This is a genomic window from Staphylococcus ureilyticus (assembly GCF_025558845.1).
GTDB lineage: Bacteria > Bacillota > Bacilli > Staphylococcales > Staphylococcaceae > Staphylococcus > Staphylococcus ureilyticus.
Genome location: NZ_CP094825.1, coordinates 1671468 through 1684519, shown reverse-complemented (window position 1 = coordinate 1684519; position 13052 = coordinate 1671468). Strand labels below are relative to the sequence as shown.

Sequence of the window (13052 nt, the reverse complement as noted above, 5' to 3'; positions counted from 1 at the left end):
GTTTTCGGGATTTACTATATTAAAATATTATTTGTTGAAGAATGCTTTAATATATTTAAATTTTCCCTTGTAAGGAGGGAACAATAGGCTTGATTCCAACCTTGTAGATTTAAAAATATATGATTTATCATGACTAAAAGTATCAAAAGAATATTTTCCATGGTATTTTCCTATACCAGAAGCACCAACGCCACCAAAAGGTAAATTAGGGTTTGCTAAATGCATTAAGGTATCATTGATTGCACCACCACCAAAGGATAATTCATTTAGTATTCTCTCTGAACTGTTTTCATCTTCACTAAATAAATAAAGGCTAAGTGGTTTAGGTTTAGTACGTATTAAATCAATTGCTTCGTCAAAATCATCGTAAGCTATAATAGGTAAAATTGGTCCGAAAATTTCATTTTCCATAATTTTTGAATCGAAAGTAGTACCGTCTAAGATAGTAGGTGCAATAAAATTTTCATCAATATCAGTTTGACCACCAAAAGTAATCTCAGGGTGATGAATATTTAACAATTCATTTAAACGGTGATAATGTTTTTTGTTTACAATACGTCCAAAGTCTGGACTATCTTGAATATTTGTACCATAAAATTCAGTTATTGTCTTTTTTAATGCACTGATGAGCTCATCTTTTACTTTACGATTTACCAGTAAGTAATCCGGTGCAACACAAGTTTGTCCAGCATTTGTAAACTTACCAAAACAAATACGTTCACTTGCAACTTTAATATTTGCACTTTCGTCAATGATTGCAGGTGACTTTCCACCTAATTCTAAAGTTACAGGCGTTAAGTTTTTGCTTGCAGCGCTATATACGATGCGTCCAACTTGCTCACTACCTGTGAAGAAAATATAATCAAAAGGTAAATGAAGTAAAGACTGAGTTGTATCAGCATTTCCTTGAATGATATTAATATACTCAGGATCAAAGGCGTCGGAAATGATTTGCTGTATGACATCAGATACATTCGGTGTGAATTCAGAGGGTTTTAGTATTATAGTGTTCCCTGCAGCAATTGCACCAATCAACGGTTCTATTAACAATTGGAATGGATAATTAAAAGGTCCAATAATTAGCACTGTGCCATAAGGTTCTTTCATAATGTAACTTTTGGTAGGAAACATAAATAAGGGTGTATTGACTTGTTTGGTTTTGGCCCAATTTTTTAGTTCTTTACGAGCTGATTTAATATTTTTTAATGTAAAGCCAATCTCAGTTGCGTAGGCTTCTACTTTATTTTTACCTAAATCTTTTTGAAAAGCTTCAAGTAAGTCATTTTCGTAATTTTTAATACTCTTACTTAACTGTTTGAGTTGTTTTTTTCTAAATTTAAGTGATTTGGTTTCATGAGTATTAAAATATTGTTTACTATTGTGGAAAGATTGTTCTATTGAATTCAAATATTATTCCTCCTAGTATATTGATGATTTAGATAGTTTAAAAAGATGGATAAAAAAACTGGAACATAATTATTATTATGTCCCAGTTTTTCTATATAGTAAACTATTTAAGTTTTTACTATATAGCGTTATATATATTGATAAAGTATGAGATTAGCTTAAAGCTTCTGTAATTTGTGGTACAACTTGTTTTTTACGAGATACAACACCTGGTAAAAATGCAGTATTATTGTCTAGTTTAACGTTGAATGCGTTGCCTACTTTATCTTTTTCAGCACCAACAACTAAAATTTTAGAATCACTGTTGATGATATCAGTTACAAGCAGTACAAATAAATCATATTTTTCATTTGTACTTACTTCTAACATTGCTTTTTCTAACTCTTCTTGACGTTGGAAAACTTCATCAATATCTACGGTATTAACTTGACCGATACGTGTAATATAGTCACCCATATTAAATGATTTTGCATCCATATTTAATAGCTCAGATGCAGTTTTGTCAGTTGTTGAAGCACCTGCTTTTAACATTTCTAAACCATAAGATTCTAAGTCAACATCTGCAATTGATTTTAAAGCTTCAGCAGCGTCAATATCTTCTTGTGTACAAGTTGGTGATTTAAATAGTAAGCTATCTGAAATGATAGCAGAAATCATTAAACCAGCAATTTCAGGTTTGATTTCAAAACCACGTTCTTTGTACATTTTGTATAAGATTGTTGCAGTACAACCTACTGGCTCAGCACGGTAATATAATGGTCCTGCAGTTTCAAAGTTTGAAATTCTATGATGGTCAACGACATGTTGAATTGATGACTTATCAATTGTATCAGCACTTTGTTGGAATTCATTATGGTCAACTAAGATAACATTTTGATTATTTAAATCATCACTAAGTAATTCTGGTGTGTCTACATTAAAATGATTTAATGCGTATTGAGTTTCAGGTCCTACTTCGCCTAAACGATAAGGTGTTGCGTCTGTATTTCCTGTTTGTTGTTCAAAATCTGCCATAATAATAGCTGATGAGATTGCATCTGTATCTGGATTTTTATGACCGAAAATATAAGTTTTTGCCATGTTTTAATTCTCCTTAATTTTTTATTTAATTTTATTTTATCATGATTTTCTATTGTTATTCTACTTCAGCACCTAATGAATTTTTAAAATGATCTAATGCCCATTGATGCCCTGTTGGATTAAAAGAAGCGACACCCTTATGAGAAATTGAAATAGCATATCCCAAATTGTAAGCAGAGATTGCGGTGTGCAGCACGCAAATATCTGTACATACACCAACAATTTCTAAATGCGTAATGTTGCGTTCACGTAACATAATGTCTAAGGGCGTACCACAAAATGAATCATAACGTGTTTTATCTAAATAATGCACATGATCATTAAATAAGATATTTTGATAAATATCATTTACTTTACCATAAAGTTCTCTTCCAGTGGTATCAATTATATTATGAGGTGGAAAAAGATTGTTTTCTGGATGATAGCTATTTTCTTCATAATGTAAATCCATAAGAAAAAAGATATTAGCCTGTTTCTTATTATATACTTCAATTCTTTCAACAATATAACTTTCAATTTGTTGACCTGGAAGGCCACAAGTTAATTTACCATTATCAGTAACAAAATCATTTGAATAGTCAACAATAATAAGCGCGCTATTTTTCATCTAATGTAACACTCCCAAAATTAAGATTATAGTTATTATATACTAAGTACATAAATCATTAAAGGTGCATTTAAAGCGTTTGAAAAACGAACTATTAGTTTATTATAAAGTATTAAGTGAGGAGGAAGAATTACTAATGATAATTAATGCAATGCAGTTCGGCCTAAAAGGTAAGCATAGATGGGCAGATACACGCGCGATTCAAAAAGCGTTAAAATACGCTAGAAAACATAAAAACATAACAATTTATATTCCCAAGGGAGAGTATCATATTCGTAGACCGTTGGTAATATATGATTCAACTACTTTGATAATGGACGACGAAGCAGTATTAAAAAGAGTAGGCAAAGATACTTTATTGAAAAATGGTAGATGGCTGAAATCTTATTATGGATATGAAGGTAATAGTGAAATCTGCATTGCTGGTGGAACATTGGATATGAATGGTTATGAGTATCCATATAACAATACAGCAATGTGCATGGGGCATGCTCAAAATATTCAAATTTTAGGCGTAACATTTAAAGATGTTGTTGGAGGTCATGCAATAGATGCATGCGGCATTAATGGCCTATATATAAATGGTTGCGAATTTTTAGGATTTAAAGACGATAAAGGAGAAAGGTTATTTTCAGAAGCGGTACAAATTGATATACAAGTAAAAGGCGCTTTCCCAAAATTTGGTGCCACGGATGGTACGATAACTAAAAATGTAATAATTGAAAATTGTTATTTTGGAAATTCAAAGACACCAACGATGGGTGCTTGGAATAGAGCAATTGGATCTCATGCGAGTAGGTTTAATCAATTTTACGAAAATATACACATTCGTTTTAATACATTTGAAGGTATCAACCAATACGCACTGACACCTTTAAAATCAAAAGATACTTTTATCCATGATAATATATTTAAAAATTGTGGAGGAGGGATTCGATTTTTAGCAGTGAAAGATGGAAAAAATGCACAAGATCTTACAGGTAAAGCAAGACCAACGCAATCTGGAAGTAATTTAAATATTTATCATAATCATTTTATAGGTCATATGTCTAAAGATGCCATTCGAGTGCAAAGCTATAATAACGTAAAACACAACAATATATTTATAGCACAGAATTATTATGACAATAAGCAGCAAAGACTTTATTTAAAAGATATAGAAGATTTGTATCTCTCAAATCAGGAAAATATAAGCGTTAAAAAAATAAATATAAAATAATGATTCTTTATTTTAGTAGTTCTGAATTAAAACACAATATAAAACATATTGTAATTTAATAGAAATTATATTATGTTAAAGAGTAATAAAGTAAGAAGATTCAGAAAATAATTGAAATCGGGGGGAATCATTATGAATAATATAAACAAAGGGGAATATAGGCGTTCGCAGTATTTAACATTTTTTTCTAAAAAAAATAAATCTTATAATGCAGGACAGCTTACAGGGTTGATTTTAGGGCCACTACTATTTATTTTGACATTGTTAACTTTTGAACCTGAAAATTTATCGTATAAAGGCGTTTTTGTATTAGCGATTACTATTTGGATCGCTATTTGGTGGATTACTGAAGCAATACCAATTGCTGCAACTAGTTTGTTGCCATTAATTTTATTGCCTGTTGGACATGTACTTAGCCCAGAAGAAGTATCTGCTCAATATGGTAATGATATTATTTTTCTATTTTTAGGTGGATTTATATTAGCTATTGCTATGGAAAGATGGAATTTACATACACGTGTTGCCTTAACAATCATTAGTATTCTAGGTACAAGTACTGGAAAGATTTTATTAGGTTTTATGATAGCGACAGGATTCTTATCTATGTTTGTTTCTAATACTGCAGCTGTGATGATTATGATACCGATAGGTTTAGCGATTATTAAAGAAGCAAATGATTTAAAAGGGGAAGAAATGAATGCTACAAGCATCAGTAAATTTGAACAATCGCTAGTGTTAGCCATTGGGTATGCAGGAACCATTGGTGGTTTAGGAACTTTGATCGGAACGCCTCCACTTATTATCCTTAAAGGCCAATATCAATCTGCATTTGGTGAGGAAATAAGCTTTGCTAAATGGATGGTCATTGGCGTACCTACAGTAATTGTACTATTGATTTTAGTATGGTTATATCTACGTTATGTTGCATTTAAACATGATATGAAAGAACTGCCAGGCGGTCAGAACTTAATTAGGAAAAAATTAGATGAATTAGGAAAGATGAAATACGAAGAAAAAGTGGTACAAGCAATTTTTATATTAGCAAGTTTGTTATGGATTAGTAGAGAATTCTTATTGAAAAATTGGTCGTTCACCTCAGAAGTGGCAGACGGTACAATAGCCATGTTTATAGCTGTATTATTATTTTTAATACCGGCTAAAAATAAAGAACAACATACGCGAATTATTGATTGGAATGTTGCCAAAGACTTGCCATGGGGCGTACTCATTTTGTTTGGTGGAGGTTTGGCACTTGCTAAAGGTATCTCAGAGAGTGGCTTAGCGAAATGGTTAGGTGAACAATTAAAGTTGATTGAAGGCGTTAGTCCATTAATTATCGTTCTTGTCATAACAATATTTGTGTTGTTTTTAACAGAAATAACTTCGAATACAGCTACTGCGACTATGATTTTACCTATACTTGCAACACTTTCTGTTGCAGTTAATGTACATCCGCTACTACTCATGGTACCTGCTGCTATGGCCGCTAATTGTGCTTATATGTTACCAGTTGGCACACCACCAAATGCTATTGTATTTGGAACTGGAAGGATTAGCATTAAAAAAATGGCGTCAGTTGGATTTTGGGTTAACCTGTTGAGTATTATTGTTATTGTGTTAGTAGTTTATTTCTTAGTACCACCAGTATTAGGTATAGATATTACCAAACCATTACCATTAAAATAAATCAAAGCGTCATAGAGCCTGAGACAATTAAATGTCTCAGGCTCTATTATTTTTGAAGTATCATATCATGATAAGTTTTTGAATTTTACTTTCTGATTAATCGTGATTTAACTTATTGAAAGATCCAATGATTGTAACTTGAAAATCTAAAGTGTTCAAGATTTTAATGACTTTCGATAACGCTTCTGTTAAACCAGTATCTGCTTGGACGAAAAAATGATACATGCCCAGCTGTGTTTTTAAAGGTCTAGACTCAATCCAAGATAAGTTGATGTTAAAAAGCACAAAAGTGTTTAAAATACTTGCAAGTAAGCCTGGTTTATCAAATTGTGGTGTAATGAGTAACATTGTGTCACTAGCATTGTCCGAATGTTGTGGCTGGTTACTTACGACTAAAAAACGTGTGACATTGTGAGGGAAGTCTTGAATGTTTTGTTCTATAGGTTGAAAGCCATAAGTTTCCCCACTACCTAAAGGTGCGATTGCACCCACTTGGTTGGTTATTTTTTCTAAACTTTGTATCGTGCTATCTACATAATCATATGTGAACTTATGTTGTTGTATATATTGGTTCGTTTGACTAATTGCTGGGCTTATTGAATAAACTTTTGATATATCATTGACTGTTGCATTTTCAGGGCCATATAAAGCAAATTGTATATCTAAATGTATTTCTCCCTGTGCATAAATATTTTGTTGTGTTAAGGCATCGGCAACAATATTGATTGTACCTTCAATTGAATTTTCGATAGGCACGACAGCAATACTATGATTATCTTCTGAGACAGCAGTAACGACTTCATACAAATTAGATTTAGACGTATATTCGAACTCAGATTCTGATAGATATTGTTTTGCCGCTAAATATGAAAATGTTCCTTTTGGACCTAAATAATATAATTTCATGTGACGTTACCCCTTGTATATATGTGTTAAAAATTAATGGAAAGGACACCCAGAAACAGATGATTGTTTTTTATAAAAGAAATTCGGTTCTTTCATCTCATTTTTATACCCATGATGGTAATTAGATACTAAAGTTGGAGATAAAGATGGTGCTAACCAAGACCATTTTCCGGTTACATCTCTTCCATTTTTCCGTTCGTTTTTTTCAAATCTTTCAAATTGTTTTGACGCAGTTAGATGATCAACCATTGATACGCCTTCATTTTTAAAAGAATGATATACTGCATAATTCAATTCGACTAAGGTTCTATCTTTGTTAAAAGAATTATTCTTTAGTGTATCAAATTCAAAAGCTTCTGCAACGGTTTCTAGTAAATTGTAGCGATATGAATCAGTAAAATTTCGCACCGCAATTTCATTTACCATGTACCAGCCGTTGAACGGCGCGGTTGGATATGTGATTCCACCAATTTTTAAGTCCATGTTAGATATAATTGGTACGGCATACCATTTTAGCCCAAGCTTTTCTAATTTTGGAAAATGATCATGGGTAATAGGCACTTCTTTTATCATTTCAGGTTGATAATTGTAAAACTTTAACGATTCACCAGGAATTTTATAAATTAAAGGTAAAATGTCAAAATCTGTATGTTTGCCTTGCCAACCTAAATGTTCGGCTAATTGGGTGATTTTTAGTTCGGAAGGGTCACCTACGTCTTCATAACCTGCATATCTGATAAGTTGATTATTATATATTTTTGGAGGATGTTGAGCATCAAAAATAGTGATACATGGTTTTATTTTTCCTCCATTTGTAGCGAATTGAATATGATTTTCTATTGCATCTATAAATTCTTGTTCAGTCTGGATATGTCTTGCATCATTGACGGTTAATGAGTCCCAGAATGCACGGCCTATACAACGATTTGAATTTCTCCAAGCCATCTTAGCACCATATACAAGTTCCTCGTTAGTATGTTTATACGTACCAGTTAAGTTTATTTGTGTTTCTATCTGATTAATTCGTTTTAAAATAGTATTTTCGTTATAATTTAATTCTTTATACATTGTTTGAATAAATGATTTAGCTTCATTTAACATATAAAACACCTCGCACACATTATACGGTATTTTTTCTATTTTTAATGTTTAATTATAGAATTGTCATGATTTTGTCGCTACTATTTTGAATTTACTACTAACTAAATAATAATTATATAACAAAATTATATTTAATATTATGATGCGTTATGTTTGAAGTAATATGGATAAATTCATTTCAGATATAAACGTTTAATTTTTTGTGTTAAACTAATGAAAAAGCCGATAGGAGAGATAGCGGTGTACCAATTTGAGGATGATACATTAGTATTACAAAATGATTTATATCAAATAAATATGGCGGAGAGTTATTGGAATGACGGGATTCATGAAAGAAATGCTGTATTTGATTTATATTTTAGAAATATGCCTTTCAACAGCGGATATGCAGTGTTTAATGGATTGAAACGAGTGATTGCTTATATCAATAACTTTCATTTTTCAGAATCGGATATTAAATATTTAAAATCCATTGGTTATCAAGAAGACTTTTTAGAATATTTAAAAGATATGAAATTTACTGGTAATATTCGTTCTATGCAAGAAGGAGAATTATGTTTTGGTAATGAACCTTTATTAAGCGTAGAAGCACCACTTATCCAAGCACAATTAATTGAAACGATGTTGTTAAATATCGTGAATTTTCACACGCTAATTACTACGAAAGCAAGTAGAATAAAACAAGTAGCGCCAAATGACACATTAATGGAATTTGGAACAAGACGTGGACAAGAAGCAGATGCTGCTTTGTGGGGTGCAAGAGCAGCATATATTGGTGGATTTGATTCAACGAGTAATGTGCGCGCTGGAAAACTTTTTGGCATACCAGTATCAGGAACGCATGCGCATGCAATGGTTCAAACTTATGGTGATGAATATATTGCATTTAAAAAATATGCAGAACGCCATAAAGATTGCGTGTTCTTAGTTGATACTTTTCATACTTTGAAATCTGGTGTACCAACAGCGATAAAAGTTGCTAAAGAGCTTGGTGATGAAATTAACTTTGTTGGTATACGTTTAGATTCTGGTGATATCGCTTATTTATCAAAAGAAGCACGTCGCATGTTAGATGATGCAGGATTTACTGAAACTAAAATTATTGCATCAAATGATTTAGATGAACAAACGATTACAAGCTTGAAATCGCAAGGTGCAAAGGTTGATTCATGGGGTGTTGGTACTAAATTAATTACTGGTTACGATCAGCCTGCCTTAGGTGCAGTATACAAACTTGTGGCAGTAGAAGATGCTTCAGGCAATTATGTAGACCGAATAAAGCTATCAAACAATGCAGAAAAGGTAACTACACCAGGAAAGAAAAACGTCTATCGTATTATTAATAAGAAAACAAACAAAGCTGAGGGAGACTATATCACGTTAGCGCATGAAGATCCTTATGATGAGTCTCCGCTTAAATTGTTCCATCCTGTACATACGTATAAGATGAAATTTATAAAATCCTTTATAGCCAAGCCGTTACACCATGATATTTTTAAAGAAGGTGAACTCGTTTATGATTTACCAAATGAAAAGGAAGCACAAAACTATTTGACTAAAAGTCTTTCGTACTTATGGGATGAGAACAAGCGTCATCTTAATCCTCAGGAGTACCCAGTTGATTTAAGTACAGAATGTTGGGAAAATAAACATAAACGTATATTTGAAGTGGCAGAACATGTGAAGGAGATGGAAGAAGAAAATGAGTGAAATTCAAGATATTATCGTAAGAGAAATGAAAGTCAAGCCCAGCATTGATAGCAAATTAGAAACGCGTAATATTATTCAATTTATTAAAAATTATATCCAATCTCATTCATTTATTAAATCATTGGTTTTAGGTATTTCAGGTGGGCAAGATTCGACTTTAGCTGGCAAGCTATGTCAAATTGCGATAAATGAATTAAAAGAAAAAGATATTGATTGTCAATTTATTGCAGTTAAATTACCATATGGCGAACAAAGAGATGCCGATGAAGTTGAAGATGCTTTGAAGTTTATACAACCGGATCGAACAATTACAGTCAACATTAAACCTTCAGTAGATCAAAGTGTAGAATCGCTAAAAGAATCTGGAATTGTGTTGACGGATTTCCAAAAAGGGAATGAAAAAGCGCGTGAACGTATGAAAGCACAATTTTCGATTGCATCCAATCAACAAGGAATTGTTGTGGGTACTGATCACTCAGCGGAAAACTTGACTGGATTTTTTACAAAATATGGCGATGGTGCAGCAGATATCGCACCGTTATTTGGTTTGAATAAACGTCAAGGGCGACAAATCTTAGCATATTTAGATGCTCCAGCACATTTATATGAAAAAGTACCAACTGCTGATTTAGAAGAAAACAAACCACAATTACCAGATGAAGATGCACTTGGTGTTAGTTATGCTCGTATAGATGATTATTTAGAAGGAAAAGAAGTGCCAAAAGAAGCAAAAGCTATCATAGAAAATCATTATATTAAAAATGCACATAAAAGAGAATTAGCTTACACAAGATATACATGGCCGAAAAATCAAACAGATTTCGAATGATTTTAGTGACAAAATAATAAGTTACTGATAAAATAATTTGAATTTAATGAGAAAGAAAGGGAAATGAACATGTCAGTAATTACTTCTAATCCATGGTTAATGGTTTTAGCTATTTTTATTATTAATGTTGCTTATGTAACTTGTTTGACAATGAGAACGATTTTAACACTCAAAGGTTATCGTTATGTTGCAGCAGTGGTAAGTTTCTTAGAAGTTTTAGTATACGTTATCGGTTTGGGAATGGTTATGTCTAGTTTAGATCAAATTCAAAATGTCTTTGCATATGCATTTGGGTTTTCAATCGGTATTATTGTAGGAATGAAAATTGAAGAGAAATTAGCGCTTGGCTATACAGTTGTGAATGTTACTTCATCTGAATATGAATTAGATTTACCAAAGCAATTGAGGGATTTAGGTTATGGTGTTACACATAATACTGCTTATGGTAGAGATGGTACGAGGTTAATTTTACAAATTTTAACACCAAGACGTTTTGAGCTGAAATTGATAGAAACCATTAAGCAAATTGATGAAAAAGCGTTTATCATCGCATATGAACCAAGAACAATTCACGGTGGTTTTTGGGTTAAAGGTGTGCGTAGCAAGAAACTTAAACAATATGATCCAGATAAAGTGGAAAGTATATGAAAAAGCAGCAAAAGTTTAAAGTAGAAGAAAACGAAACGATACAAGCTTGTTTGCAACGTATGCGAGATGCTGGATATATGCCTATTAAACGCTTTGAAAAACCAATTTATAAAGAAAATAAAGATGGTAAATATGAAGTATACAGGCAAGAAATTCAATTTGTTGGAAAATTAATAGAATAATCGTTTAAAACAGATACTTAGTGTTAGATATATAAATGTAATCGTTGGCAGAGATAGAAATCTCAGGTCAACGATTTTTTTATCATATAATCGCAAATTAATATAAAATGATAAATCTTGAGGAGAATAAGGTTTTTATGCACGGCTTTTGATAAAACGTGTTAAAATTTCTATAAAGAAGATAGAAAAGACTTATACATTTATGATCAATTCTGTTAAACTAATAGTGACAAGAATAAACACGAACTTTAATTGTATTTTTTGATAGAATGTACATGTTTTGGAGTTTGTGAACTAAAACTTACGCAAGATAGGAGCTTATTTTAATGATAGAACGTTATTCTAGAGAAGAAATGTCAAATATTTGGACGGATCAAAATCGCTATGAAGCTTGGTTAGAAGTAGAAATACTAGCATGTGAAGCTTGGAGTAAATTAGGAGATATACCTGCTGAAGATGTATTGAAAATTCGTCAGAATGCAAAGGTTGATGTTAACCGCGCAAAAGAAATTGAGGAAGAAACACGACACGATGTCGTTGCATTTACAAGACAAGTATCAGAGACATTAGGTGAAGAGCGTAAATGGGTACACTACGGGTTAACATCAACTGATGTAGTTGATACGGCATTAAGTTATGTCATTAAACAAGCAAACGATATTATTGAAAAAGATTTAGAAAGATTTATTGATGTTTTAGCACAAAAAGCTAAAAATTATAAATATACTTTAATGATGGGACGAACTCATGGTGTACATGCGGAACCAACAACATTTGGTGTCAAAATGGCATTATGGTATACAGAAATGAAACGTAATTTAGAGCGTTTTAAGCGTGTGAGAAAAGAAATAGAAGTTGGTAAAATGAGTGGTGCAGTAGGGACTTTTGCAAACATCCCACCTGAAATTGAAGCGCATGTCTGTGAAAATTTAGGTTTAGATACAGCCGCTGTTTCTACTCAGACGTTACAACGTGACCGACACGCATATTATATAGCTACTTTAGCGTTGATAAGTACTTCTATGGAAAAATTTGCAGTGGAAATACGCAACTTACAAAAAACTGAAACAAGAGAAGTTGAAGAAGCTTTTGCTAAAGGCCAAAAAGGTTCGTCAGCGATGCCACACAAACGTAATCCAATTGGCTCAGAAAATATTACTGGTATTGCTCGTGTTATCAGAGGATACATTACAACTGCATATGAAAATGTAGCTTTATGGCATGAAAGAGATATTTCACATTCATCTGCAGAAAGAATCATGCTGCCAGATGTAACGATAGCTTTAGATTACGGGTTAAATAGATTTACAAATATTGTAGAAAGACTTACTGTATTTGAAGATAATATGTTAGCAAATATCGATAAAACTTTTGGTCTTATTTATTCGCAACGTGTATTATTAGCATTGATAAATAAAGGTTTAGCACGTGAAGCAGCATATGATAAAGTACAGCCAAAAGCGATGGAGTCTTGGGAAACAAAAACACCATTTAGAACATTAATTGAACAAGATTCATCTATTACAGATTTATTGAGCACTGAAGAATTAGATGAATGTTTCAATCCAAAACACCATTTAAACCAAGTTGATACGATTTTTAAACGTGCAGGATTAGAATAATTGAAATTTATTTATGAAATCGTTACACTTTAATGTATTAGCACGTTGAATTAAG

General features: G+C 32.1%; 12 protein-coding genes. 7 read left to right on the top strand and 5 right to left on the bottom strand.

From position 1 onward, the window contains the following. Positions 1 to 27: 27 nt before the first annotated feature. The 3 genes from MUA21_RS08360 to MUA21_RS08350 all read right to left on the bottom strand — a co-directional run bounded on the left by MUA21_RS08360 (position 28) and on the right by MUA21_RS08350 (position 3094). On the bottom strand, positions 28 to 1407 hold the full coding sequence (locus MUA21_RS08360; RefSeq protein ID WP_046207983.1) for an aldehyde dehydrogenase: 1380 nt from the start codon (positions 1405 to 1407) through the stop codon (positions 28 to 30). A gap of 153 nt (positions 1408 to 1560) precedes the next feature. Further along, positions 1561 to 2487: a manganese-dependent inorganic pyrophosphatase gene (locus tag MUA21_RS08355; protein WP_046207982.1), complete on the bottom strand. Its 927-nt coding sequence runs from the start codon at positions 2485 to 2487 to the stop codon at positions 1561 to 1563. A 55-nt stretch (positions 2488 to 2542) separates the two neighbouring features. Beyond that, entirely contained in the window at positions 2543 to 3094 is a 552-nt protein-coding gene (locus tag MUA21_RS08350) for a cysteine hydrolase family protein (protein WP_262561055.1), read from the bottom strand. Between the two features lie 136 nt (positions 3095 to 3230). Here MUA21_RS08350 and MUA21_RS08345 point away from each other — a divergent pair, with 136 nt between their 5' ends. Both MUA21_RS08345 and MUA21_RS08340 read left to right on the top strand, forming a co-directional pair. Beyond that, the gene (locus MUA21_RS08345) at positions 3231 to 4313 is read left to right on the top strand and encodes a glycosyl hydrolase family 28-related protein (protein WP_107525774.1); all 1083 of its coding nucleotides are present in this window, start codon (positions 3231 to 3233) and stop codon (positions 4311 to 4313) included. 132 nt (positions 4314 to 4445) lie between these two features. Beyond that, entirely contained in the window at positions 4446 to 5999 is a 1554-nt protein-coding gene (locus MUA21_RS08340; protein WP_046207979.1) for an SLC13 family permease, read from the top strand. Between the two features lie 96 nt (positions 6000 to 6095). On the opposite strand, the gene MUA21_RS08335 is transcribed toward MUA21_RS08340, so the two are convergent. Next, positions 6096 to 6905 (bottom strand): prephenate dehydratase, encoded by an 810-nt coding sequence (locus tag MUA21_RS08335; protein WP_262561054.1) that lies wholly within the window; start codon positions 6903 to 6905, stop codon positions 6096 to 6098. Positions 6906 to 6938: 33 nt separating this feature from the next. Further along, complete coding sequence (locus MUA21_RS08330) at positions 6939 to 8006, bottom strand: nitric oxide synthase oxygenase (protein WP_107525773.1); 1068 nt, start codon at positions 8004 to 8006, stop codon at positions 6939 to 6941. Positions 8007 to 8246: 240 nt separating this feature from the next. Between MUA21_RS08330 and MUA21_RS08325 the strand changes: the two genes are divergently transcribed. From MUA21_RS08325 to purB, 5 genes are all read left to right on the top strand, one after another. Further along, positions 8247 to 9716, top strand: a complete 1470-nt coding sequence (locus tag MUA21_RS08325) for a nicotinate phosphoribosyltransferase (RefSeq protein WP_262561053.1) — start codon at positions 8247 to 8249, stop codon at positions 9714 to 9716. Continuing rightward, positions 9709 to 10545: an NAD(+) synthase gene (gene nadE, locus MUA21_RS08320; protein WP_262561052.1), complete on the top strand. Its 837-nt coding sequence runs from the start codon at positions 9709 to 9711 to the stop codon at positions 10543 to 10545. The genes MUA21_RS08325 and nadE overlap by 8 nt, the downstream gene beginning before the upstream one ends. Before the next feature lie 69 nt (positions 10546 to 10614). Further along, positions 10615 to 11193, top strand: a complete 579-nt coding sequence (locus MUA21_RS08315) for a DUF2179 domain-containing protein (protein WP_019469590.1) — start codon at positions 10615 to 10617, stop codon at positions 11191 to 11193. Beyond that, entirely contained in the window at positions 11190 to 11375 is a 186-nt protein-coding gene (locus tag MUA21_RS08310; protein ID WP_046207974.1) for an NETI motif-containing protein, read from the top strand. The genes MUA21_RS08315 and MUA21_RS08310 overlap by 4 nt, the downstream gene beginning before the upstream one ends. 326 nt (positions 11376 to 11701) lie before the next feature. Next, positions 11702 to 12997, top strand: a complete 1296-nt coding sequence (purB, locus tag MUA21_RS08305; RefSeq protein ID WP_064209727.1) for an adenylosuccinate lyase — start codon at positions 11702 to 11704, stop codon at positions 12995 to 12997. Positions 12998 to 13052 lie beyond the last annotated feature (55 nt).

Bases quoted from the DNA above. Each gene is read 5' to 3' on its own strand.
- MUA21_RS08355 (WP_046207982.1), bottom strand. From the start codon at position 2,487: ATGGCAAAAACTTATATTTTCGGTCATAAAAATCCAGATACAGATGCA.
- nadE (WP_262561052.1), top strand. From the start codon at position 9,709: ATGAGTGAAATTCAAGATATTATCGTAAGAGAAATGAAAGTCAAGCCC.
- purB (WP_064209727.1), top strand. From the start codon at position 11,702: ATGATAGAACGTTATTCTAGAGAAGAAATGTCAAATATTTGGACGGAT.
- MUA21_RS08335 (WP_262561054.1), bottom strand. From the start codon at position 6,905: ATGAAATTATATTATTTAGGTCCAAAAGGAACATTTTCATATTTAGCG.
- MUA21_RS08345 (WP_107525774.1), top strand. From the start codon at position 3,231: ATGATAATTAATGCAATGCAGTTCGGCCTAAAAGGTAAGCATAGATGG.
- MUA21_RS08315 (WP_019469590.1), top strand. From the start codon at position 10,615: ATGTCAGTAATTACTTCTAATCCATGGTTAATGGTTTTAGCTATTTTT.
- MUA21_RS08340 (WP_046207979.1), top strand. From the start codon at position 4,446: ATGAATAATATAAACAAAGGGGAATATAGGCGTTCGCAGTATTTAACA.
- MUA21_RS08310 (WP_046207974.1), top strand. From the start codon at position 11,190: ATGAAAAAGCAGCAAAAGTTTAAAGTAGAAGAAAACGAAACGATACAA.
- MUA21_RS08330 (WP_107525773.1), bottom strand. From the start codon at position 8,006: ATGTTAAATGAAGCTAAATCATTTATTCAAACAATGTATAAAGAATTA.
- MUA21_RS08350 (WP_262561055.1), bottom strand. From the start codon at position 3,094: ATGAAAAATAGCGCGCTTATTATTGTTGACTATTCAAATGATTTTGTT.